Annotated in this window: 25 protein-coding genes; 13 read left to right on the forward strand and 12 right to left on the reverse strand. The window is 63.0% G+C overall.

Annotated features, from left to right (window positions below):
- Positions 1–23: 23 nt before the first annotated feature.
- The 3 genes from ISX84_RS10790 to rsmA are packed head-to-tail and all read left to right on the forward strand — an operon-like array spanning position 24 to position 3,074.
- Positions 24–1,226, forward strand: a complete 1,203-nt coding sequence (locus tag ISX84_RS10790) for a peptidylprolyl isomerase (protein WP_229884262.1) — start codon at positions 24–26, stop codon at positions 1,224–1,226.
- Complete coding sequence (pdxA, locus tag ISX84_RS10795; RefSeq protein WP_195820383.1) at positions 1,223–2,197, forward strand: 4-hydroxythreonine-4-phosphate dehydrogenase PdxA; 975 nt, start codon at positions 1,223–1,225, stop codon at positions 2,195–2,197. Before ISX84_RS10790 ends, pdxA begins: the two co-directional genes overlap by 4 nt.
- 34 nt (positions 2,198–2,231) lie before the next feature.
- Entirely contained in the window at positions 2,232–3,074 is an 843-nt protein-coding gene (gene rsmA / locus ISX84_RS10800) for a 16S rRNA (adenine(1518)-N(6)/adenine(1519)-N(6))-dimethyltransferase RsmA (RefSeq protein ID WP_195820384.1), read from the forward strand.
- A 34-nt stretch (positions 3,075–3,108) separates the two neighbouring features.
- Here the strand turns inward: rsmA and ISX84_RS10805 are convergent, their stop codons facing one another.
- The 3 genes from ISX84_RS10805 to prfA form a co-directional block, all read right to left on the reverse strand.
- The gene (locus tag ISX84_RS10805; protein WP_195820385.1) at positions 3,109–3,663 is read right to left on the reverse strand and encodes a DUF4167 domain-containing protein; all 555 of its coding nucleotides are present in this window, start codon (positions 3,661–3,663) and stop codon (positions 3,109–3,111) included.
- 223 nt (positions 3,664–3,886) lie between these two features.
- Positions 3,887–4,702 (reverse strand): peptide chain release factor N(5)-glutamine methyltransferase, encoded by an 816-nt coding sequence (prmC, locus tag ISX84_RS10810; RefSeq protein WP_195820796.1) that lies wholly within the window; start codon positions 4,700–4,702, stop codon positions 3,887–3,889.
- 14 nt (positions 4,703–4,716) lie between these two features.
- Positions 4,717–5,772: a peptide chain release factor 1 gene (gene prfA, locus ISX84_RS10815; protein WP_195820386.1), complete on the reverse strand. Its 1,056-nt coding sequence runs from the start codon at positions 5,770–5,772 to the stop codon at positions 4,717–4,719.
- Between the two features lie 63 nt (positions 5,773–5,835).
- Between prfA and ISX84_RS10820 the strand changes: the two genes are divergently transcribed.
- Entirely contained in the window at positions 5,836–6,123 is a 288-nt protein-coding gene (locus tag ISX84_RS10820) for a hypothetical protein (protein ID WP_195820387.1), read from the forward strand.
- Here ISX84_RS10820 and ISX84_RS10825 read toward each other — a convergent pair.
- Genes ISX84_RS10825 through ISX84_RS10840 form a run of 4 tightly spaced genes read right to left on the reverse strand, consistent with a single transcriptional unit; the run spans position 6,061 to position 9,610 of the window.
- Complete coding sequence (locus ISX84_RS10825) at positions 6,061–6,468, reverse strand: DUF1499 domain-containing protein (protein ID WP_195820388.1); 408 nt, start codon at positions 6,466–6,468, stop codon at positions 6,061–6,063. The genes ISX84_RS10820 and ISX84_RS10825 overlap by 63 nt on opposite strands.
- 47 nt (positions 6,469–6,515) lie before the next feature.
- Positions 6,516–7,466, reverse strand: coding sequence for an agmatinase (gene speB, locus ISX84_RS10830; protein ID WP_195820389.1), 951 nt, complete (start codon positions 7,464–7,466; stop codon positions 6,516–6,518).
- A complete protein-coding gene (gene speB, locus ISX84_RS10835; protein ID WP_195820390.1) occupies positions 7,463–8,437 on the reverse strand; it encodes an agmatinase in 975 nt (324 codons plus the stop codon). The genes speB (ISX84_RS10830) and speB (ISX84_RS10835) overlap by 4 nt, the downstream gene beginning before the upstream one ends.
- A gap of 3 nt (positions 8,438–8,440) precedes the next feature.
- Positions 8,441–9,610: a M20 aminoacylase family protein gene (locus ISX84_RS10840; protein WP_195820391.1), complete on the reverse strand. Its 1,170-nt coding sequence runs from the start codon at positions 9,608–9,610 to the stop codon at positions 8,441–8,443.
- Positions 9,611–9,673: 63 nt separating this feature from the next.
- Between ISX84_RS10840 and mazG the strand changes: the two genes are divergently transcribed.
- The 4 genes from mazG to ISX84_RS10860 all read left to right on the forward strand — a co-directional run bounded on the left by mazG (position 9,674) and on the right by ISX84_RS10860 (position 13,449).
- On the forward strand, positions 9,674–10,486 hold the full coding sequence (gene mazG, locus ISX84_RS10845) for a nucleoside triphosphate pyrophosphohydrolase (RefSeq protein WP_195820392.1): 813 nt from the start codon (positions 9,674–9,676) through the stop codon (positions 10,484–10,486).
- Between the two features lie 123 nt (positions 10,487–10,609).
- Complete coding sequence (locus tag ISX84_RS10850) at positions 10,610–11,551, forward strand: nucleoside hydrolase (protein WP_195820393.1); 942 nt, start codon at positions 10,610–10,612, stop codon at positions 11,549–11,551.
- The gene (locus ISX84_RS10855; protein WP_195820394.1) at positions 11,548–11,997 is read left to right on the forward strand and encodes a GNAT family N-acetyltransferase; all 450 of its coding nucleotides are present in this window, start codon (positions 11,548–11,550) and stop codon (positions 11,995–11,997) included. Before ISX84_RS10850 ends, ISX84_RS10855 begins: the two co-directional genes overlap by 4 nt.
- A gap of 39 nt (positions 11,998–12,036) precedes the next feature.
- Entirely contained in the window at positions 12,037–13,449 is a 1,413-nt protein-coding gene (locus ISX84_RS10860) for a protein adenylyltransferase SelO (RefSeq protein WP_195820395.1), read from the forward strand.
- A gap of 3 nt (positions 13,450–13,452) precedes the next feature.
- Here ISX84_RS10860 and ISX84_RS10865 read toward each other — a convergent pair whose 3' ends face one another.
- Complete coding sequence (locus tag ISX84_RS10865) at positions 13,453–14,340, reverse strand: DMT family transporter (protein WP_195820396.1); 888 nt, start codon at positions 14,338–14,340, stop codon at positions 13,453–13,455.
- A gap of 96 nt (positions 14,341–14,436) precedes the next feature.
- Positions 14,437–15,768: a DEAD/DEAH box helicase gene (locus ISX84_RS10870; RefSeq protein WP_195820397.1), complete on the reverse strand. Its 1,332-nt coding sequence runs from the start codon at positions 15,766–15,768 to the stop codon at positions 14,437–14,439.
- 346 nt (positions 15,769–16,114) lie between these two features.
- Between ISX84_RS10870 and ISX84_RS10875 the strand changes: the two genes are divergently transcribed.
- On the forward strand, positions 16,115–16,528 hold the full coding sequence (locus ISX84_RS10875) for a Fur family transcriptional regulator (RefSeq protein ID WP_195820398.1): 414 nt from the start codon (positions 16,115–16,117) through the stop codon (positions 16,526–16,528).
- 88 nt (positions 16,529–16,616) lie between these two features.
- Here ISX84_RS10875 and ISX84_RS10880 read toward each other — a convergent pair whose 3' ends face one another.
- The gene (locus ISX84_RS10880) at positions 16,617–17,588 is read right to left on the reverse strand and encodes a hypothetical protein (protein ID WP_195820399.1); all 972 of its coding nucleotides are present in this window, start codon (positions 17,586–17,588) and stop codon (positions 16,617–16,619) included.
- A gap of 249 nt (positions 17,589–17,837) precedes the next feature.
- Here ISX84_RS10880 and ISX84_RS10885 point away from each other — a divergent pair, with 249 nt between their 5' ends.
- The 3 genes from ISX84_RS10885 (at position 17,838) to ISX84_RS10895 (ending at position 20,559) form a co-directional block, all read left to right on the forward strand.
- Entirely contained in the window at positions 17,838–18,710 is an 873-nt protein-coding gene (locus tag ISX84_RS10885) for a DMT family transporter (protein ID WP_195820400.1), read from the forward strand.
- A 62-nt stretch (positions 18,711–18,772) separates the two neighbouring features.
- On the forward strand, positions 18,773–20,047 hold the full coding sequence (gene eno / locus ISX84_RS10890) for a phosphopyruvate hydratase (RefSeq protein WP_195820401.1): 1,275 nt from the start codon (positions 18,773–18,775) through the stop codon (positions 20,045–20,047).
- Positions 20,047–20,559 (forward strand): GNAT family N-acetyltransferase, encoded by a 513-nt coding sequence (locus tag ISX84_RS10895; RefSeq protein WP_229884264.1) that lies wholly within the window; start codon positions 20,047–20,049, stop codon positions 20,557–20,559. Before eno ends, ISX84_RS10895 begins: the two co-directional genes overlap by 1 nt.
- On the opposite strand, the gene ISX84_RS10900 is transcribed toward ISX84_RS10895, so the two are convergent.
- Entirely contained in the window at positions 20,549–21,628 is a 1,080-nt protein-coding gene (locus ISX84_RS10900) for an NAD(P)/FAD-dependent oxidoreductase (protein WP_195820402.1), read from the reverse strand. The genes ISX84_RS10895 and ISX84_RS10900 overlap by 11 nt on opposite strands.
- A 47-nt stretch (positions 21,629–21,675) precedes the next feature.
- Between ISX84_RS10900 and ISX84_RS10905 the strand changes: the two genes are divergently transcribed.
- On the forward strand, positions 21,676–22,095 hold the full coding sequence (locus ISX84_RS10905) for a cupin domain-containing protein (protein WP_195820403.1): 420 nt from the start codon (positions 21,676–21,678) through the stop codon (positions 22,093–22,095).
- Here ISX84_RS10905 and ISX84_RS10910 read toward each other — a convergent pair.
- Positions 22,092–23,216, reverse strand: a complete 1,125-nt coding sequence (locus ISX84_RS10910) for an anhydro-N-acetylmuramic acid kinase (protein WP_195820404.1) — start codon at positions 23,214–23,216, stop codon at positions 22,092–22,094. The genes ISX84_RS10905 and ISX84_RS10910 overlap by 4 nt on opposite strands.
- Between the last annotated feature and the right edge of the window lie 34 nt (positions 23,217–23,250).

The following is a 23,250-nucleotide window of genomic DNA, read 5'->3' on the forward strand; positions in this document are numbered from 1 at the left end:
AAACAATGAACGCAGTGAGCAGTATGAAATTCGTTATCGCCTTTGTGGCCGCAATGGCCGTGACGCCGCCTGTTGCCGCGCAGGGGCTGTTTGACCCGGTGGTGCTGGTCAATGACGCGGTTGTGACTGAATACGAGGTCAACCAGCGCATCACGTTCCTGCGCTTGCTGAATGCTCCGGGGTCCAGCCGTCAGGCGGTCATCGACACCCTGATCAACGAACGCCTGCAGGCGCAGGCCATTGCAGCCGTTGGGCTGGAACTGACCGAAGAAGACATAGAGGCCGGCATCGAAGAATTCGCGGGCCGCACGAGCCTGACCAAGGATCAGTTCGTCGCAGCCCTTGCCGATGGCGGCGTTGCAGAGGAATCTTTCCGCGATTTCGTGGAAGTCGGCATCGCCTGGCGAGAGCTGATCGGTGCGCGCTTTGGTGGCCGTGTGCAGATCTCCGAAGCGGAGATCGACCGTGCGCTTGGAACGGCGGGGGGGACGTCCGGCGTCCGCGTGCTGGTCTCGGAGATCATCATCCCGGCCCCACCGGAGCAAAAAGCCGAGGTTGATGAGCTTGCGCAGCAGATCGCCACCAGTACCTCCATCGAAGAGTTCTCGAACTATGCGCGTGAGTTTTCCGCCACCGCCTCGCGGGAAGCTGGCGGCCGCCTGCCGTGGCAGGAGTTGAACAATCTGCCACCGGTGCTGCGCCCGATCCTGTTGTCGCTGGCCCCCGGGGACGTCACCGACCCGCTCAGCATTCCCAACGCAGTGGCGCTTTTTCAGTTGCGCGATATCGAGGAGACGGGAACGCCCACACGGGAATATGCCGCAATCGAATATGCGGCCTACTACATCCCGGGCGGGCGCACGCCAGCGGGTCTGGCCGCTGCCGAGAAGGTCCGGGCACAGGTAGACGTCTGTGACGATCTCTATGGCGTGGCCCAGGGCCAGCCGGAAGAGGTGTTGGAACGCGGCAGCAAGCCGCCGTCGGAAATTCCGCAGGATATCGCCATCGAGCTCAGCAAGCTTGACCCCGGCGAGGTGTCCACAACGCTGACACGGGCCAACGGCGAGACCCTTGTCTTTCTGATGATGTGTGGCCGAACCTCTGCAGTGAACGAAGATGTAGCGCGTGAAGACGTCGCTGGCGCCCTGCGGTCCAGCCGCATCAACGCCTATGCCGAAGGATTTCTGGACCAGCTGCGCGCTGACGCCCGTATCGTGACCCCATGACCGGCCACAGGCCGCCCGTTCTCATCAGTTGCGGGGAACCGGCCGGGGTTGGCCCTGAAATCGCCGCAGCGGCCTGGGCGGCGCTTGGCGATCAGGTTCCAATGGCATGGATGGGCGATCCGCGCCACCTGCCCTCCGGTACCCGCTATCACGTCATCGACACCCCGGCAGAGGCCGCCGAGATGTGCGCGACGTCCCTGCCCGTTTTGCACCACGCGTTCCCCAATCCGGCGACACCGGGCACCCCGGATCCTGCAAATGCGCAAGGGGTGGTCGATGTCATCGCAGCCTGTGTCGCGCTTGTGCAATCGGGTGAGGCCAGTGCCCTCTGCACGGCACCCATCCACAAGAAGGCGTTGATCGAAGGGGCTGATTTTGCCTATCCCGGTCATACCGAATATCTCGCCGCCCTCTCTGGGGGCACCCTACGCGCGGTCATGATGCTTGCCTCCGACGCGCTGCGCGTGGTCCCGGCAACGATCCATATCGCGCTCGAAGAGGTCCCCCGGGCGCTGACCCCTGACCTGCTACGCGAAACGATCGAGATCACGGACCACGCCCTACGCCAGCAGTTCGACATTGCGGCACCGCGTATCGCAATTGCGGGATTGAACCCCCATGCAGGCGAAGGGGGGGCAATGGGCCGGCAGGAAATGGAGTGGATCGCGGCCCTGCTTGCCGAGATGCAAGAAGCCGGGTTTGATCTGCGCGGCCCCCTTCCCGCAGACACGATGTTCCATGCCGCCGCGCGGCGCAGCTATGATGCGGCGATTGCGATGTATCATGATCAGGGGCTGATCCCGATCAAGACACTGGATTTCGACCGCGGGGTGAACGTCACGCTTGGCCTGCCGTTCATCCGGACCTCTCCGGATCACGGCACCGCCTTTGACATCGCGGGCAAGGGCGTGGCGACGGCCACCAGCATGATCGAAGCGGTGAAGCTGGCCGCCCGGATGGCCCATCTATGAGGCGGTCGATAAGCATATTTGAGGAACAATGAAGATGGGCGCCATCGACGATTTGCCACCGCTGCGCGAGGTGATCCGCACCCATGATCTGCAGGCGCGCAAATCGATGGGGCAGAATTTTCTGCTGGACCTGAACCTGACCGCCAAGATTGCCCGACAAGCCGGTGATCTGACAGGCTGCGACGTGCTTGAAATCGGGCCCGGCCCCGGCGGGCTGACCCGCGGGTTGCTCTCCGAAGGGGCCCGTCACGTGTTGGCGATTGAGAAAGACGCCCGCTGCCTGCCCGCGCTGTCGGAGGTCGCCGCCGCCTACCCTGGACGATTGACCGTGCTGGAGGGCGACGCGTTGGACATCGACCCGCTGGCACATCTGACCCCGCCCATTCGCGTCGCGGCCAATCTGCCCTATAATGTCGGCACGGAGCTACTGGTGCGCTGGTTGACGCCGCAGGACTGGCCGCCCTTCTGGCAGAGCCTGACGCTGATGTTTCAGCGCGAAGTGGCGGAGCGGATCGTGGCAGGGCCCGGCAGCAAGACCTACGGACGGCTTGCGATCCTGGCACAATGGCGGGCAGACGCGCGGATCGTGCTGCAGCTGCCGCCGGAGGCCTTTACGCCGCCGCCCAAAGTCTCCAGCAGTGTTGTGCATCTGCAAGCATTGCCCAAGCCGCGCTTCGAAGCCGATGCCGCAGTTCTGAGCCGCGTTGTCGCTGCGGCCTTCAACCAGCGCCGCAAGATGCTGCGGGCCGCTTTGAAGGGGGTTGCCCCGGACATCGAAGACCGCCTGATCGCTGCGGGGCTGAGCCCCACGGACCGCGCGGAACAAATCCCGCTCGAAGGATTCTGCGCCCTGGCCCGCGCTGTGGCACAGACATGAAAAACCCCGCCGGTGGCGGGGTCATTTCAGGGCATCATTCTGCTGCTTTTGGTGCGTCATCCCCGCCGGGCTGATCATCATTCGACGCCTCGGGCTTGGGGCGCGGTTTGCGACGCGGAGCACGCTTTGGCTTCGGCTTGGGCTGGCTTTCGGGCGTTTCCACCAGATTGCTTTCACCCTCCCGCATATCAGCACTCGGCTGAGGGTGCGCGGCGTGATCCGCTGCTGCCTGCTGGCTGGAGTCGCGTTCCTGACGCTCGGCGCGTTCGCGATCCCGTTCGGCCTGACGCTCGCGGTTCTGGCGTTCCTGCTCTTCGCGGCGCGCTTCGATCTCGCGCTGCGCTTCGGCGAGCATCCGCGTGTAGTGCTCGGCGTGTTGCTGGAAGTTTTCAGCCGCCACGCGGTCATTGCTCAGCTGCGCGTCCCGCGCCAGCTGATTGTATTTTTCGATGATCTGCTGCGGCGTACCGCGCACCTTGCCCTCCGGGCCCGAACTGTCGAACACGCGGTTGACGACATTGCCGCCTTGATTGCCTTGGGACCGGTTGCGGTTGCTCTTCGAGCGGGACCGGGATCTCGATGATTTCATGAAGCTCGCTCAGCCTTCGTGCTGTGGATCGTGTGACCGGATGCGCTTTGTGCTGCTTTCATTCCGGGGTGTCGATATGTTGGGCATAACGCCGCGCGGGACCGCCAGTGTTGGGCATCCACCGCTGCAACATCTTTGAATAAACACGCACATCGTCCTGCCGCAAGAGGTAATGATCGATTTTAACCAGATTTGCGGAATTTTCCTGCATTTTCAGGACAATTTATCCAGGTTTCGCGGCAGACACCACACGATCCTGCCCCCCCAGATCAGGGAGAATCGCCACTTCGCCCCAGCCCTGCGCCTCAAAGATCGCAGCCACCGTCGCCGCCTGCTGCCAGCCCGTCTCAACCAGAACGCGACCACGCGCATTCAGGTACCCTTGTGCTTGTGCGGCAATGACGCGGTACGCCGACAGCCCGTCCTGTTCATCGGTCAGCGCCAGGCGCGGTTCATGGTCCCGCAACTCGGGCTGAACCTGCAGCATTTCTTCCGCGGTCAGATAGGGCGGGTTGGAGACGATAAGGTCGTATCGCCCTTCGACCACCTCGAACCAATCCGATTTCAGGACCGTGGCACGATCCGCAACCGCATGCCGCGCGGCATTCGCGCTGGCGTGCAGACAGGCGGCTTCGCTGAGATCGACACCGACCCCTTCCGCTTCCGGGCGTTCCGCCAGCAACGTCACCAGAATGCAGCCTGATCCGGTTCCCAGATCAAGGATGCGCGCGAAGGGCTCTGACAGGGCGACCTCGATCAGCGCTTCGGTCTCCGGGCGCGGGTCCAGCACGTCGCGGCTGATCTCAAAGGCGCGCCCGTAGAATTCCCGCGCCCCGATCAGCTGCGAGACCGGCACACGCACAGCCCGCAGGGCAATCAGATTGTCGTAGCGTTCGGCGATCTCCGGTGCGATGTCTTCGGGCGCGATCAGCGTGACCCGCGCCGCATCCACCTTGGCCGCATGGGCCAGCAGCACCCGCGCATCCCGCGCCGGGTCCGGAACGCCTGCCGCCCGCAGCCGCGCCATCGCGGCCACCATGGCCTCGGCCGCGGTCACTGCCCCATCTCCGCCATCTGCCGCGCCTGGGCATCTGCGGTCAGCGCATCCACGATCTCGTCGAGATCGCCCTGCATCACCGCATCCAGCCGGTAGAGCGTCATATTGATCCGGTGATCCGTCATGCGCCCCTGGGGGAAATTATAGGTGCGGATGCGCTCGGAGCGATCCCCGGACCCCACCTGTGCCGCACGGTCCGCTGACCGTTCGCTATCCACCCGCGCCCGCTCCTGATCGTAAAGGCGCGCGCGCAGGACCTGCATCGCGATTTCACGGTTGCGGTGCTGTGACTTCTCGGAACTGGTCACAACAAGACCGGTGGGGAGATGGGTAATCCGCACGGCAGAATCGGTGGTGTTCACGTGTTGGCCCCCGGCGCCGGAGGACCTCATCGTGTCTATGCGCAGATCATTTGCGTCGATCTGGATGTCCACGTCCTCGGCTTCGGGCAGCACGGCCACCGTCGCCGCCGAGGTGTGGATGCGCCCGCCGCTTTCGGTGCTGGGCACGCGCTGCACCCGGTGCACGCCGCTCTCGAATTTCAGCCGGGCAAAGACGTTCTGACCCTTGATATGGGCCACCACTTCCTTGATGCCGCCCAGCTCGGTCTCCTGCAGCTCGATAATCTCGAACTGCCAGCCATTGCTCTCGGCATAGCGCTGATACATCCGCAGCAGATCACCGGCAAAGAGTGCTGCCTCATCCCCGCCCGTGCCGGGCCTGATCTCCAGCATCGCCGGTTTCGCATCCGCCTTGTCCTTGGGCAAAAGCGCCAGCTGCAGCGCCGCCTCCGCCTCGGGCAGCGCCGCCTTCAGCCGGGGCAGCTCCTCCTCCGCCAGCGCTGCCATATCCGGGTCCGACAGCATCTCCTGCGCCTCGTCCAGATCGTCCAGCAACTGACGATAGGCCGCAATCTGCTCCACCACGGGGCGCAGATCGGAATACTCCTTGGCCAGCGCCGCAATGTCCGCCGAAGCATCGCCCGCCGACATTGCCGCCTCGAGATACTCGAAACGCGCCGTTATCTGTTCCAATTGCTGCACCGGGATCATTCTGCGTCTCTCCGACATTGAAAGCCGTTGGTCAAGAGCAGGCACCATGCTATTGTTTTCGCCATGAAACGACTGACCCTGCTTCTGATCTGGGCGGCCCTGCCGTGTATTGCCGATGTCACCAGCCCCAGCGGCAAGACGGTCGAGTGCTATTGCACCGACAAATCGGGCGAGCGGGTGGAGCTTGGGCAGACCATTTGCCTGCAGGTCGATGGGCGTATGTTCATGGCACAATGCCAGATGTCGCTGAATGTGCCGATGTGGCGCGAGGTGCAACAGGGGTGCCTGTCATCCTCCCTGCAAGGCGGCGATCACCCGCTCCAATCGTTCCCGGTTGACGCCCAGATCTGACACACCAAACCGCAGCCGGGCGAACATGCGGATCTGCCCGTCCCGCGCCTCCACGGTCGTCATATCCGGAAAACCAAACACCGCGGACCGCGTCACATAGGTGATCCGCCCCGCCTCCACCGATCCGGCCAGCACCTGGGTGCGCGGCAGCGCGCGCAGCACCGCATCGACCTGCTGCATCACCTCCGCATCGCCCGGGATCACCCGCACGGCACCGCTGGCAAAATCAGTACTCTGTGCATGGGGTACCGGCTGATGCCAACGTGCGGGATTGATCGGCGCCAAACGCACATAGCCCAAACCAAACAAAAGAAGCAGCGCCACCGCCAGCGTTCCCATACGCATCCGCCTTCTCTTGGCCACAAATATCCCCCGCGGAGCGTCCCGCCCTCTCAGCGATACGCGACGCCCGGCAGAACGCACAACAGCTCAAAAAGGATGTTCGCCCCGGTCAGCGCGGTGTTGCCGGTTGTATCATAGGGCGGCGACACCTCCACCAGATCGCAGCCCACAATGTTCAACCCCTTCAACGCCCGGATAAGTTCCATCGCCTGCGCCGTCGTCAGCCCGCCGATCTCCGGTGTGCCGGTGCCGGGGGCAAAAGCCGGGTCAAGGCTGTCGATGTCGAAACTCACATAGGTAGGCTGTTCGGGGCCGATGTCGCGGCGCACCTCCCCACCCAGGGTGGAGAGGCTGCGGTGCCACAACTCCTGCGCCGGGAACTGCTGAAAGCCCCAGGCTTGCGCCTTGGTGAAATCAGCCGCCGTGTAGCCGGTGCCGCGCAGCCCGATCTGATAGGTCTTCTCCGGCAGGATCAGCCCCTCTTCATGGGCGCGCTTGAAGACCGTGCCATGGGTTTCCCGTTCGCCGAACATATCGTCATTCACATCCGCGTGGGCGTCCACATGGACCAAGGCCACCGGCCCGTGACGTTTGTGCATGGCCCGCAGGATCGGCAGGGTCATCGAATGATCGCCGCCAATGGCCATCGGCATCGCGTCATAATTCAGGATCGCCTCATAGCTCTCCTGAATGATCTTCAGACTATCGGCCAGCGAAAACGTATTGATCGCCAGATCACCGATATCGGCCACCTGCAGGCTGTCAAAGGGCGCTGCCCCCGTGCCCATGTGATAGGGGCGGATCATCGCACTCTGGGCGCGCACCTCCTTGGGGCCGAAGCGCGTGCCGGACCGCCACGAGGTGCCGATGTCGATCGGCACGCCCAGAAAGGCCACATCCAGCCCCTTGAGATCATTGACAAAAGGCAGGCGCATGAAACTGCCCGGCCCGGAAAACCGCGCAAGATCATTGCCGCTGATCGGTTGGTTCTTACTGCTCATTCTTTGCTCTCTTCACGCATCCGCCAGCCCAGCAGGCTCAGGAGTTCTGTTGCCACATGCGCCCCCGCAATGGCTGTCGCTCCGGTTGTATCAAAGGGGGGCGAAACCTCAACAACATCGCCGCCACGAATGTTGATGCCCGCCAGATCGCGCAGCATGGATGCCGCCTGCGCGCTGGTCAGCCCGCCCCAGACCGGCGTGCCCGTACCCGGCGCAAAGGCGGGATCAAGCGCGTCGATGTCAAAACTCAGGTAGCAGGGCCGGTCGCCGAGGATGTCCCTGATCCTTGCCACCGCCGCGTCCGGCCCCTTTTCGTGAACCTCGCGCGCATCGATGATGTTCACGCCAAGCGTATCCGCATTTGTCGTGCGAATGCCCACCTGCACGGAGGTCGCGGGATCGACGATCCCGGATTTCACCGCCTTGTAGAACATCGTGCCGTGATCGACGCGGCCCATGTCGTCATCGGCCCAGGTGTCCGTGTGCGCGTCGAACTGCAGCAGACTGATCGGCCCGTATTTTTCGGCATAGGCCTTGAGGATCGGAAAACTGATGTAGTGATCGCCACCCAGCACCACGCTGGCGGCCCCGGCGTCCAGTATGCCTCGGATATGTGCGGTCAGCGCATCGGGGAAGGCGGGGATATTGGCATAGTCAAAGGCAAGATCGCCGTAGTCGACAATCACCCGCTCGCTCAGCACGTCAAAGGGCCAGCCATAGGGCGCGTCGGGCGCCTGCAGGGTCGAGGCCTCGCGGATGGCGCGGGGGCCCAGCCGTGTGCCGGGACGGTTGGTGACCGCCTGATCGAACGGCACACCCGTCACGGCGATATCCACCCCCGTCAGGTCCTTTGTGTACCGCCTGCGCAGAAACGACAAAGCGCCGCCAAAGGTTAGCTCAAAGCTTGGCCCCTTGGGATCCTCGCGGGTAAAAGCGTGATCCATCTGGGTCTTGGCGTCTTCCAGCGCCATGGATCAGGCTCCGGCCACGGGCTGCGCCCGCTCCACAAGCCGCGCAAAGAAGGAGGCGCCAATCGGGGCGATCTCGTCGTTGAAATTGTACTTGGGGTGGTGGACGCCCGCGCCTTCCCCCTGCCCCAGCATCAGATAGGCGCCGGGCCGCGCCTCAAGCATGTAGGAGAAATCCTCGGCCCCCATGACCGGCATGATCGCGTCATCCACCGCCGCCGCGCCTGCTATTTCAGCGGCCACCTCTACCGCAAAACCGGCCTTGGCGGCGTCATTGACCGTCGGCGGGTAGCCGAATTCGAACTCCAGCCTGGCCTCCAGCCCGAAGGACGCCGCCTGCCCCGCCACGACCTCTTCCATCCGGCGCACCACCATTGCCTGCACCTCCTTGTCGAAGGTGCGCACCGTGCCGTTGATATAGGCAGTTTCAGGGATAACGTTATCGGTGGTGCCGGTGTGGATCTGCGTGGTGGAAATCACCAGCGATTGCATCGGATGGCGGTTACGGCTGACAATGCTCTGCAGCGCCTGTACGATAGAACAGGCGGCAACAACAGGATCGACACAATCATGCGGACGCGCCGCGTGCCCGCCAACCCCGGTGATGTGGATGTGAAACGTGTCGGCGGCGGCCATGATCGGCCCGCGCGTGGTGTTGAAACTGCCAAAATCGCGACCCGGTGAATTGTGGATCGCATAGACCTGGCTGACGTTGAACTGCTCCATGATGCCTTCCTGCACCATGACCTCGCCCCCACCGCCAAACTCTTCTGCCGGTTGGAAAATCAGCGCGACGCGCCCGGCGAAATTGCGTGTCTCGGCCAGGTATTTCGCGGCCCCCAGCAGCATCGCCGTGTGCCCGTCATGGCCGCAGGCGTGCATCTTGCCGGGATGGGTGGAGGCATAGTCCACGCCGGTCTCTTCGGTGATCGGCAGCGCATCCATATCGGCGCGCAGCCCGATGGTCGGCCCTTCGCCCTGCCCTTCGATGATCGCGACAATGCCCGTCTTTGCGATGCCTTCGTGGATCGCGTCGACACCGAATTCGCGCAGGCGTTCGGCCACAAACGCGGCGGTCTGGTGACACTCCAGCCCCAGTTCCGGGATGGAATGCAGATGCCGCCGCCAGGCCGTCATCTCATCACTCAGATCAGCGATCCGGTTTACCACGGGCATGGGCTGGACTCCTTGTGGAATTATTTGTCAGGTGCATGTGACACGACAGATGGGCGCGCTGCAATGGCTGAAGACTTGATCCACGACCGGAATGCGGGAATTGAGCGCCTGCTGGAGATCATGCGCCGCCTGCGCGATCCGGAAACGGGCTGCCCCTGGGATATCGAGCAGGATTTCGACACCATTGCGCCTTACACCATTGAAGAGGCTTACGAAGTTGCCGATGCGATCCAGCGGCGCGATTTCGCGGAGCTGGAGGGGGAGCTGGGCGATCTGCTGTTGCAGACGGTTTATCACACGGCCATAGGCGAAGAGGCCGGGCATTTCTCCTTTCAGTCCGTGGTGACCGCGATTTCCGACAAGATGGTGGCGCGCCATCCGCATGTTTTCGGCGATGAAAGCCGGGACAAATCCGCCGACCAACAGACCGCGGATTGGGAGGCGATCAAGGCGGCGGAACGGGCGGGAAAAGCGCAAGGCGGCGCCCTGGACGGTGTGGCCATCGGCCTGCCCGCCCTGCTGCGCGCGCTCAAGCTGCAGAAACGTGCGGCCCGTGTCGGGTTTGACTGGCCGTCGACCACGCAGGTGCTGGACAAGCTGACCGAAGAATCCGCAGAGTTGGTTGAGGCAAAGGACAGCCTGACCGAGCGGGAGGTCGAGGAAGAATACGGCGATCTGCTTTTTGTCATGGCCAATCTCGGGCGGCATCTCGGCCTTGATCCAGAGGCAGCCCTGCGCGCGGCCAATGCCAAGTTCACCCGCCGCTTCGAAGCCGTGGAGGCCCGGCTGGCGCAGGCGGGCAAAACAGCCACGGACAGCAATCTGGCAGAGATGGACGCGCTCTGGGACGACGTGAAACGCGCCGAACGCCCGTAAAACTTTCCAGGGTGCCGTCACGACCGACCTCTGTGCGCGCTCCCCTGCTCAGGTGAAATTGACCGTCTGGACAAAATCGGTGCGACTTGCGAGTGTCGCGCAAATTTTTGGACAGGAGCATGCATGTCCCCCCGCAAAATCATCATCGATACCGATCCCGGGCAGGATGATGCCGTCGCCATCCTGTTGGCGCTGGCCAGCCCCGGCGAAATCGACGTTCTGGGCATCACCTGCGTGGCCGGCAACGTGCCTCTGGCGCTGACGTCGAAAAATGCGCTGATGATCTGCGAGCTGGCGGGGCAAACGGATGTGCCGGTCTTCGCCGGATGCGACCGGCCCCTGGGGCGTGATCTGGTCACCGCAGAGCATGTGCATGGCGAAACCGGCCTGAACGGCCCGACCTTGCCCGACCCCAAAATGCAACTTCAGGACCAGCATGCGGTCGATTTCATAATCGACACGCTGCGGGGGGCCGCGCCGAAGTCGATCACCCTGTGTCCGTTGGGCCCGCTGACCAACATTGCCACCGCGCTGGAGAAGGCGCCGGAAATCGCCGAGGCGGTGCAGGAGATCGTACTGATGGGAGGCGCCTATTTCGAGGTGGGCAACATTACCCCCACTGCGGAATTCAACATCTATGTCGACCCGCAGGCCGCTGATATCGTGTTTAAATCCGGCATTCACATCGTGGTCATGTCGCTCGACGTCACCCATAAGGCGCTGGTCACCCCCCCTCGGAACGAGGCATTCCGGGCCCTGGGTACGCCCGTGGGCAAAGCCGTGTCCGAGATGACCGATTTCTTTGAACGGTTCGACAAGGAGAAATACGGCTCCGAGGGCGCACCGCTGCATGACCCGTGCGTGACGGCTTATCTGATCGATCCCACCTTGTTCAAAGGACGCCATATCAACGTGGAAATTGAAACCCAGTCGGAACTGACCTTGGGCATGACCGTTGCCGACTGGTGGGGTGTGACCGACAGACCCGCCAATGCGCTCTTTATCAAGGACATCGATGCAGACGGGTTTTTCACCCTGCTGACCGAGCGGCTGTCGCGGCTGTGAGCGCGGCTTTGACACTGGCCACGGCGGACCATGCGGACCGTCTTGATGCGCTTGTCGCCGCCTTTCATGAAGAACACGGCATTGCGCTGGGTGCCGAGGCGCGCAGGGCCGGAATCACACCGCTGCTGGAGGGCTCGCCCCATGGCGCGGCCTATCTGATCGGCCCGCCGCGCGCGCCCATTGGATATGTGGTCGTGACCTTTGGATGGTCGCTGGAATTCGGTGGCCTGGACGGGTTTGTCGATGAAATCTACGTGCGCCCGGGTGTGCGTGGGCGGGGCATCGCCTCGGAAACCCTGCAAAGCCTTCCCCGCGCGCTCGCCAGTGCCGGGTTGAAGGCCCTGCATCTGGAGGTGGATCGCACCGCAGACGGCACCCAGCGTCTCTATGCCCGTGCCGGTTTCACCCCGCGCCCGGACTACATGCTGATGACCCGCAGATTCTGAACCCGTTGCGCAGCGGCCCACGCGACATATGTTAAGACCATGAGTTTTTCCGTTCCCTTCGACAACAGCTACGCCGCCCTGCCGGACGCCTTTTACGCGCGGCTGGACCCGACGCCGGTCAAAGCGCCCAAACTGATCACCTTCAACGAGACGCTGGCACAGAAGCTGGGCCTGCCGGAGGCATCGGACGACGTGCTTGCCGCCATGTTTTCGGGCCAGAAGGTGCCTGAGGGCGCGACACCGATTGCCCAGCTCTACGCAGGCCACCAGTTTGGCACCTTCAACCCGCAGCTTGGCGACGGGCGCGCGCTGCTCTTGGGCGAGGTCGTGGGCACCGACGGCATCCGCCGCGATATCCAACTCAAGGGTTCGGGCCCCACACCCTATTCCCGCATGGGCGACGGGCGCGCATGGCTGGGCCCGGTGCTGCGGGAATATGTGATCTCGGAGGCCATGCATGCGCTGGGTATTCCAACGACCCGCGCCCTCGCGGCCACCACCACCGGCGAGGACGTGATCCGCGAAACGGTGTTGCCGGGCGCGGTGCTGACGCGGGTGGCGCAGAGCCATCTGCGCGTCGGCACCTTTCAGGTCTTTGCGCACCGGGGCCAGAAGGCGGAGCTTGCCCGGCTGACCGACTATGCGATGGCTCGGCACTATCCGGACGCCAAAGGCCCGATGGACCTTTTGCGCGCGGTCTGTGCCGCACAGGCGGAGCTTGTGGCGGTCTGGATGTCGGTGGGGTTCATCCATGGCGTGATGAACACCGACAACTGCGCGATTTCAGGCGAAACCATCGACTACGGGCCTTGCGCTTTTATCGATGACTATCATGCGGATACGGTCTTCAGCTCCATCGACCAGATGGGCCGATACGCCTATTCCAACCAGCCGCGGATCATCGTCTGGAACATGGCGCAATTCGCCACGGCCCTGCTGCAGCAGTTGGACGACCCCACCACCGCGCTGGACGAAGCGACGGAGATCGTGCACGCGATGCCCGCCCAGATCGAAGCAGCGTGGCTGTCGCGCTTCGGGGCCAAGATCGGCCTCGCCGCGCCAACGAAGGACGACGCCGCGCTGATCCAGGACCTATTGACGCTGATGCAGGCGCAGGGGGCCGATTTCACCAATACCTTCGACGCGCTGGCGCGCGGTGACGCACGGGATCAGTTCCTGGAGCGTGAGGCCTTCGACGCCTGGGCAGCCGAGTGGCAGACACGGCTGCAGGGCGAGGGAGACCCACAGACCGTAATGCAGGCAGCCTCTCCGCGGATCATCCCGCGCAACCACCGGATGGAAGAGATGATTGCCGCCGCGGTTGCCGGGGATTTCGCGCCCTTTGAGCGGCTTCTGACCGCGCTCGCCAGCCCCTTTGACACCGATGATCTTGACCTGATGCGCCCGCCCACCAAGGCGCAGCGCGTGCCCGCGACCTTCTGCGGGACCTGACGCTCAGACCACCTTTGGGCGCCGGTTGATCAGGTAAATCCCCAGCGCCACAAGCCCCAGCGCCACCCAGACCTGCGGCCCCACATCCTCGCTCAGCAGCAGCCAGCCGAGGATCACCGCAAAGACCGGAGACAGGAAGCTGAAGGAGGCCACTGACGAGGCAGGATAAATCGACATCAGCCAGAACCACGCCAGAAACCCGAGACTCGCAACCGCGATGATCTGGAAGAGCAGCCCGGCGATGTGGATCGGCTGCAGGTCGCGGATCAGATCGCCAAAGGCCAGCGAGGCCAGCAGCAACAGTGGCGCGGAGACGATCACCTGGAACATCAATTGCTGCGCGGGCGGCACCGTGCTCAGCGGCGTGATCTTGACGCAGAGCGCTATGCCCGCCCAGCAGATGGCCGAGGTCAGCGCCAGCAGATCCCCCGTCAGGCTGGCGGAGGCATCGCTGCGGTCCAGAAGGGCCAGCGCCACCCCGCCCATCGCCAGCACCAACCCGATCCCCCGCAGCCCGGTCAGCTTGTCAGACGGGATCAGAAAATGGCTGGCGATGGCGAGCCAGACCGGCATGGAATAGAAAATCACCGAGGCGCGGCTGACGGTGGTGAAATCCAGCGCGGTAAAAAGACACGTGAATTCAAGCGCAAAGAGGCAGCCCGACAGAATACCGGCGGGCACCGCCTCACGCGGGACGGTCAGGCTGATCCCCCGCAACCGCATCCACAACAGCAGGACAAGGACCGCGCCGGCGGACCGCAGCCCTGCGGCAAAAACCGGGTTGAACCCGCCGTTGGTGACCTTGATGACCACTTGGTTGAACGCAAGATGCAGGGCAAAGGTGATGAGGGCGGCTGCCCCAAAGGCATCCATGTGAGTCTTGCGGTCCATGGCGCCAGATGGGGGGCTGTGCCGGGCAATGTCAATCGCCCGGCGGGACCCGCGCCCGCAGAGGGACGCAGGTTACTTTAAATCAGACGTCCGAGATCAGGCGACCCTCTGCCCGTCTCCACCGGCACTGGGGCGTCCGCCCGGCTTGCCACCGCGCCGCCGTCTGCGACGCCCGCCTGCGGGCTTGGCGCCCTGCGGCTGACCGGATGCGGATTTACCCGCGCCCTGTGGCCTGCCACCCCGCCCACGACCGCGTCCACGGCCTTTGGGCTTGGTGCCTTCGGGGATATCCATGGCTTCCCAGGGCCGCCCGGACCCAATGGGGATCGAAATACCCATCGTCTTTTGAATGGCCTTCAATTCACCCATCTCGTCAGGTGCGCAGAAGGCAATGGCCGCGCCATCCTTGCCCGCCCGCGCGGTGCGGCCAATCCGGTGCACGTAGTTGTCCGGCACATTCGGCAGATCATAGTTGTAGACGTGTTTCACATCCGGGATATCGAGGCCCCGCGCGGCCACATCCGTGGCCACCAGCACCTTGATCTCACCGGATTTGAAGGCGGCGATCGCGCGGTCGCGCTGGCCCTGACTTTTGTTGCCGTGGATCGATCCCGCAGCATAACCCGCCTTCACCAGCGTTTTCATCAGCTTTTCGGAGCCATGTTTCGTCCGGCCGAAGACCAGCGCGCGCTCGTCGCGGTGCTTGTCCAGCATCTCGATCAGCAGACCGGCTTTTTCGGATTTCGCGATGAAATGTACTTCCTGCGTGACCTTGTCCGCGGCCTTGCCCGGAGGCGAGACTTCTACGCGAATGGGGCTGCGCAGATAGCTTTGCGCCAATTCGTTCATCTGCTTGGGCATGGTGGCCGAGAAGAGCATGGTCTGCCGCTCCTTCGGGATCACATTCGCGATCTTGCGCAGATCATGGATGAAGCCCATGTCGAGCATCTGATCCGCTTCGTCGAGCACCAGAAACGTCGCTTCGTCCAGCCGCACCGCGCGCCGGTCCATCAGGTCCAGCAACCGGCCCGGTGTCGCCACCAGCAGATCGACCCCGCGTTCCAGCCGTTTGATCTGGTTGTTGATCGACTGGCCGCCGACGACCATCGCCACCTTGATCGGTGTGTTTTCGGCAAAGGCTCTTAGGTTCACGCTGATCTGGGTGGCCAATTCGCGCGTCGGGGCCAGCACGAGACCGCGCACGGATTTCGGCGCGGGCCGTCCGTCCAGCTCCAGCATCTGCGCCACCAGCGGCACACCAAAGGCCGCCGTCTTGCCGGTGCCGGTCTGCGCCAGACCCATCACATCGCGCCCGTTCAGCGCGTGCGGGATGGCCTGTTTCTGGATCGGGGTCGGGTCGTTCAGACCCATCGCTTTCAGACGTGCCACCAGTTTGGTCGGCAGGTCCATCATATCAAAATCGCTCATTCATATCTTTCCGGCGCACCGCAACGGGCCGCCACATTCTTTGGCCGTGCCACCTTGGACACCGCTTGGGACACGCAACACGGATCGCACGTGTCGGCCATATGCCCACACCTGTCCGCAGCGTTTGGACCCACGCGTGATTTTGGGAACATCGGCGGGCCTTTCTGGATGAGCGCGTGGACCGGCATGATTGCCGGGGCGCTCACAACTGCTCACGCGGCAGAAGGCTTCGCTTGCACTGCACATGGGGGTTTGCGCGGCGGAAGTCAACACAAGCCTGAAAAGGCGTCTGGATGCAGGACAAAAATGCCGCTAAATGTGGCCTCCAGCGATCAAGGGCACCGACATGGGCAATACCATCATCAACCGCTGCGAGGCCAAGGGCCTGCGCATGACCGGACAGCGACGTGTGATCGCGAAAGTGCTGGAAGACAGCGATGATCATCCCGACGTCGAAGAGCTTTATGCCCGTGCCTCGGGCATCGATGCAGGCATTTCGATTGCCACGGTCTACCGGACGGTCAAGCTTTTTGAAGAAGCGGGCATTCTGGACAAGCTGGAGTTCGGCGATGGCCGCGCCCGCTACGAGGACGCCGAGCGGGATCACCACGACCACCTCATCGACATGAATTCAGGCGAGGTGATCGAATTCGTGGACGCCGAGATCGAGGCGCTGCAGGAACGCATCGCCCGCAAACTCGGCTACGAGCTGCGCGGACACCGGTTGGAGCTTTACGGCGTGCCGCTGAAAAAGCAGTGACGCAATCGTGCCGCGTGAGGGCGAGGCGGCGCGTCAGGAGGGGCGACATCCACCTCCTGGCCAATATATTGACCTGCAGGCGCCTCAATCAGGACGTCGCATCCTTGATGTATTCCTCGGCATAGATCCCAAGTCGCTCGATGTTGTCCCGAACAAAATCGCTGTCCCCCACCAGCAACCGATGGAAGGCCTCTTTCTTCCGCTCGCTAAACTCCCAGGCTTCATCAAAGGCAGCAGTATTCGCCTCATTCACCACAGTCTCTCCGGAGGCCATGTCAAACGTCTTATAGGTCTTGTCATAGTTGGCGGCATGGGTGCTGGCGAAAACGGTTACGTTGACGTTCAACTCACCGCGTTGATATTGTGCCCTCCGCTCTGCCAGCAAATCACTGCGCAACGTGGCTAGTTCTTCATCGGTCAGCGGCCCGGTCACATCCGTCGGGATGCCTGTTCCAGCCGAAAACCTGATGAATTCTTCACTTTTGGACAGCTCCAAGGTCATTTTTATTGCCTTGATCTGGTTGTCGACCAGCGCGTTAATCTGATGCTCCGCGAGTTCCGCGTCGTTCATCTCGACGTATTTCTCACCAAATAGAATGGACCCAAAACCTTTTGGAGTAACCCCTCCTTGAGTTGCCAGTGTCGTGTAGAGGGACAGCTGGAGCTCAAGCCTTGCTGCGTCACGGGTGTCTGCTGACAACCTTCCGACTTGCTCAGACGTCAAATCTCTAATTCGCGTGTCCTCCGGCAGTTTTTCTTCCGGCTCAAACTCAAGGTCGACCTCCGCCATTTGGCGAAAGGTCGCGCCGATTGTTTTCAACTCATTGCTGACGATGGAATGGATGGTATCCAATATCCTTATCGTGGCATCTGACATCCGGGCCGGGGTCCCTTGCCCCACACGCGGATCCGCATAGATGCCTGGCAAGCTCGTATCGTCAGTCGGTGCGAAATAGCTCGCAGGTCCGGGCTGCGCAGCGGCCAGATTTGATTTCTCACCGGAGCTTGCGCCCTGAAACAGGGAAAGCGTGTAGGAATTCACAGATTGACTAACTTGCATGACACCTCTCGCTGATACGCAGACACCCACTATGTCCGCCTTCAGAGTGATGGCCGGTGGTTGAGAAATAGTGAACCACAGCTGGCGTAAGTGACTGCAAATTTAGATATTTTCCGGACATCTGGCCTGGCTCTACCCTCTGCTGCACTGCCCGATGATCGGCTCCCTGCACGAAAACCTTCCTACGCCGCCAATTGACCTTGCGATTGCTTTCTGAAAGGAGGCGAACGGAACCCCAAAGGACACCCCATGGACAATTTACGCGGCGCGACCTTCATGGTGGTGGCCATGCTCGGCTTCGCCATTGAAGACATGCTGATCAAGCTTATGGCCGCGGCCCTGCCCGTTGGTCAGATCATCGGCATGTTGGGGCTTGGCAGTGCAGCGTTGGTCAGCGTGATCCTGATTGTCCAACGCCAGCCGCTTTTCACCCGCGCGATGCTGACGCCTGCCATCGCCCTGCGCGCCTTTGGTGAGTTGATAGGAACCATGGGCTTCGTCACCGCGATCGCACTCACCCCGCTCTCCTCGGCGTCGGCCATTTTGCAGGCCACACCGCTTTTCGTGACCCTCGGCGCCGCGCTGTTCCTGCAAGAGGCCGTGGGCTGGCGGCGCTGGTCCGCCATCCTTGTGGGCTTCATCGGCGTGCTGATGATCATTCGACCGGGCATGGAGGGGTTCAGCTGGCTGTCGCTCTTCGCGGTCCAGGGTGTCATCGGGCTGGGCATCCGTGATCTGGCGACACGCCGCGTCCCACAGGAAACTTCGACCATGCAGTTGAGTTTCCTGGCCTTTCTGGTGCTGATCCCTGCGGCCGCCCTGCTGATGTGGATCAACGGGACAAGCCTGGTGCCTCTGTCGCCAGCCAATTGGGTCTATTTCACCATCGCATTGCTGATCGGTATCGTGGCCTACTATGGCATCGTTGCCGCCATGCGCATCGGCGAGGTCAGTTTTGTGACCCCCTTCAGGTACTCGCGCATTCTTTTTGCCCTGATCATCGGGATGTCCGTCTTTGAGGAACGGCCCGACGTTCTGACCCTGCTGGGCGCTGCGATCATCGTGGGATCGGGGCTCTACACGCTCTGGCGCGAGAGGAATGTTCGCGCTAACAGCGCCTAAGGGTTCCAAACCGCAGCCCGGCCCGCTATGAGGCAGATAACCTTTGACCAGAGGAGCCTCACATGAGCACCATCATCGACATCCACGCCCGCGAAATTCTTGACAGCCGGGGCAACCCGACGGTCGAAGTTGACGTGATCCTCGAAGACGGCACCATGGGCCGCGCCGCCGTGCCCTCCGGCGCCTCCACCGGGGCCTATGAGGCCGTAGAGCGGCGCGATGGCGACAAGGCGCGCTACATGGGCAAGGGTGTGCTGGAGGCCTGCGCCGCCGTGAACGGCGAGATTGCCGAGGCGCTGGTGGGCATCGACGCCACCGAACAGGTCGAGATCGATGGCGTTATGATCGAGTTGGACGGGACGGAGAATAAATCCCGCCTCGGTGCCAATGCCATCCTCGGCGTGTCGCTTGCCACCGCCAAGGCGGCTGCCGACTTCTGCACCCAGCCGCTCTATCGCTATGTGGGCGGCACCTCGGCGCGGGTCCTGCCGGTGCCGATGATGAACATCATCAACGGGGGCGAACACGCCGACAACCCCATCGACATCCAGGAATTCATGATCATGCCGGTGGCTGCGGGCAACATCCGCGATGCCGTGCGCATGGGGGCCGAAGTCTTTCACACGTTGAAAAAGGAGCTGTCCGCCGCGGGCCTTTCCACCGGGATCGGGGATGAGGGCGGCTTTGCCCCCAACATCAACTCCACGCGGGATGCACTTGATTTCATTCTGAAATCCATCGAAAAAGCGGGGTACAAACCTGGCGATGACATCTATCTGGCCATGGATTGCGCAGCGACAGAATACTACAAGGACGGCAAATACGTGCTGGCGGGCGAAGGCAAGACGCTGAGCTCGCAGGAAAATGTCGACTACCTTGCGGCGCTGGTGAACGATTACCCGATCATCTCCATCGAAGACGGCATGTCTGAAGACGACTGGGACGGCTGGAAGGCGCTGACGGATGCGCTGGGTGACAAAGTGCAGCTGGTGGGCGACGATCTCTTTGTGACCAACCCCGCGCGCCTTGCCACCGGGATCGAACGCGGATCGGCCAATTCCATGCTGGTGAAGGTGAACCAGATCGGCAGCCTGACCGAAACGCTGCGGGCGGTCGATATGGCGCATCGCGCGGGTTTCACCAATGTGATGTCGCACCGCTCGGGCGAGACCGAGGATGCCACCATCGCCGATCTGGCCGTGGCCACCAACTGCGGGCAGATCAAGACCGGTTCGCTGGCCCGCTCTGACCGGCTGGCGAAATACAACCAGTTGATCCGCATCGAGGAAGCGCTTGGCGAAACGGCTGAATATGCCGGGCGCTCCATCCTGCGCTGATGGCTGCGGTGACGGTACGCGCGGCAGACCTGCCGCGCGACCTGCCAGAGGTACAACGCCTGTGCTGGGACTATCGCGACTACCTGGCAGGCTTCAGCGATGAGATGCGCATCCTGACGGAAACCTTCTATCCGGCAGAGGCCTATGGAGAATTGATGGCAGCGCTGCCCGTCAAACATGCGCGTCCGCGCGGAGCGATCCTTTTGGCCGAACGGGATGGCGCGGCGGTCGGGTGCGGGATGATCCAGCCGCTCAACGACGCGGATGCAGAAATCAAGCGTGTCTACATGTCCCCTGCCGCGCGGGGTACAGGTGCCGGGTATTTGCTGTCGCAGGCCCTGATTGATCAGGCCCGGGCGGATGGCTATGCCCGCGTTTTGCTCGACACCAACCGGGAGTTCGCCCCGGCCCGTGCGCTCTATGAAAAGCTGGGGTTCCGCAACCGGGGCCCTTATTCAGAGGTGCCGCCAGGTACCGAAGAGCATTTGGCGTTCTACGAGCTCACCCTGTAAACCGCTGCGGCCTGTAGGGGGCCACCAGCGCCGATTGCGTGTTGGTCAGGTCTTGCTCCAGCACCTCTGCGGCCACCAGTTCTGCCGCCAGCGGCGCAAGCGTCGCGCCCGAATGCATGGTGCTGACATAAAGCCCCTCCGGCCCGCAGGCCCCCATCACCGGCAAGCCGTCCTGCGGCACCGGGCGCGCGGCGAGCGTGACCACCTCCCACCTGAGCGGACAGTTCAACAGGGTCGACACCCGCGCCATCGCCTGATCTGCCAGCCTGTCCGGTGTCTCGGGCACGCTGTCCGTTGTGTCCCCCTGATGGCTGGCCATTGTCGGCGCCAACAGCTCCCCCTGCGGCAGTTGGCGCAGCTCCTGCCCCGGGCTGACAAGCACATGTCGCAGCAGCGCCGGCAGGGGTTCCGATCGCAGGATCAACCCCGGACGGTGCAGCATCGGCAGGGCGACACCGACCCTTTCCAGCAGGCCCTGGGTGGCAACCCCCGCGGCAACGACACAGCGATCCGCCTCCAGCACACCACCTGCCAGCCGCACGCCGCGCAGCACATCGGCCCGCACGTCAAATCCCGTGACACGCACGCCCGTGATCAAACGCATCCCGAGGTCGGCACCAGCCTGCAACGCCCGTACCGTGAGCTGACCAAGGTCAACCACCCCTTCGTCCATGAAATGCAACGCGCGGTCCGGGGCGGTCACTGCCGGTTCCAGTTCAGAAAACGTGGCCCGGTCGATTTCCCGCACCTTATACCCCAACGCCACCAGCGACCGATGCTGCGCATCGAAGGCCGCGCCTTCCTCCTCCCACCACAGGCACCCGGGCCACTGCACCGCCTCTGAGGCAAGCTCTGACGACAGCCGCCTATGTGCCTCCATCCCGGCAAGCCTCAGGTTGAAGTGATCCCTGTTCGCGTGAAAGCTGGCGTTGATCCAGCCAAAGGAGGCGCCCGATGCCGCCGATGCGGGATGTCCGGCGTCGATCACGGTCACCTCTGCCCCGGCTTGCGCCAGACGCAGGGCTGTCAGTGCGCCGATGATCCCCGCGCCGATAACGATGACTTTCAAGCCCCTACCCCCTTGGCCTTGGTTCCCGGTCAGACTAGCCTCGCAGTATGACAGCACAAGAGATCATCGCCCATCTGGGGCTTGCCCCGCATCCCGAAGGCGGACATTTTCGCCAGACATGGGTGGCCGAGAACGACGGGCGGCCCAGCGGCACCTGCATCTATTTCCTGCTGGCGGCGGGCGAGGCAAGCCACTGGCACCGGGTGGATGCCACGGAAATCTGGCTCTATCACGCGGGCGCACCGCTGGTGTTGTCCTTGAGTGAAACAGACAGCGGCCCTGCGCAGGATCACCTATTGACCCCGGACCTGACCAAAGGCGCGCCGCAGATCATCGTGCCCGAAAACCACTGGCAGGCTGCGCACAGCACAGGCGATTTCACGCTCGTCAGCTGCACCGTTTCACCTGGGTTCCAGTTCGAAGGGTTCACGCTTGCAGACCCCGGCTTTGACATTCCGCGCGCTTAAACAGCGATGTCCTTGGCCTGCGGCCAACTGACTGTCCCGCCACCCACGGCAGCCCGAACGCCAGTTGTGCCCGGGCAGGACGTGGGCAAGCCGCGCGCCACGCGCACCGCCAGATAGGCAAAGGCCTGCGCCTCCAGCATATCACCGTCCAGACCTACGTCTTCGACCGGCCCCACGGGACAGTCAAGCGAGACGGCCAGCATCTGCATCAGCACCGGATTGTGCCGCCCGCCGCCGGTCACGAGGATGCGCGCGGGGAGCTGCGGGCAATGCTGCATCCCTTCGGCTACACCGGCCGCGCACATGGCAGTGAGGGTGGCGGCAGCATCGGCATCACTCAACTCACCGACCAGCGCCACCATCTCCGAAAAGTCGTTCCTGTCCAGCGATTTGGGCGGCACGCGCGCAAAATAGGGTTCGGCCAGAAACAACTCCAGCGCACCCTGCTCCACAGTACCGCGCCGGGCGATCTTGCCGCCCTCGTCATAGGCGAGACCCAAACGGCTCTGCAGCAGATCGTTCAGCGGCGCGTTTGCCGGGCCGGTGTCAAAGGCCAGCAAGGCTCCCGGCTCTTCGGGATGATCAAACGCGGGGTCCACATAGGTGAGGTTTCCCACCCCGCCGAGGTTCAGAAAAGCGAGCGGTTCCGTCGCGCCGATGTGATGCGCACAGGCAAAATGGAAAAACGGCGCCAGCGGCGCACCTTCGCCGCCCAGGTCGACATCCGCACTGCGGAAATCCCAGACCACCGGCGTCTCAAGGGCCTGCGCCAGCCACGCGCCATCGCCCACCTGCAAGGTGCCTTGGGTGCGGGGCGCATGGGCCAGAGTCTGGCCGTGAAAACCTACCAGATCAACCGCCTCAAAACCCTCCAGAAGCGCCAGATGCGCCTGTTCCACCACATCCCTCGCGGCCTCCACCGCGGCCCCGGACCACTGTCCCAGACTGGCGCGCAACACGGCCTGTTCCGCCTTGGAATAGGCACGATAAGACGTCGCGCCGAAACCGTCGATCCTATGCCCGTCGGTGATGACCACGGCGGCGTCCACGCCGTCCAGTGACGTACCGCTCATCGCGCCCAGAGCGGTCACCTTTCCGGTTTTCTCAATGGCCCTGTTCAAAGCCTTTTCCTTTGCCTGCGCACCGCCTATAGAG

Source organism: Roseobacter sp. MH60115, assembly GCF_015644665.1.
GTDB lineage: Bacteria > Pseudomonadota > Alphaproteobacteria > Rhodobacterales > Rhodobacteraceae > Roseobacter.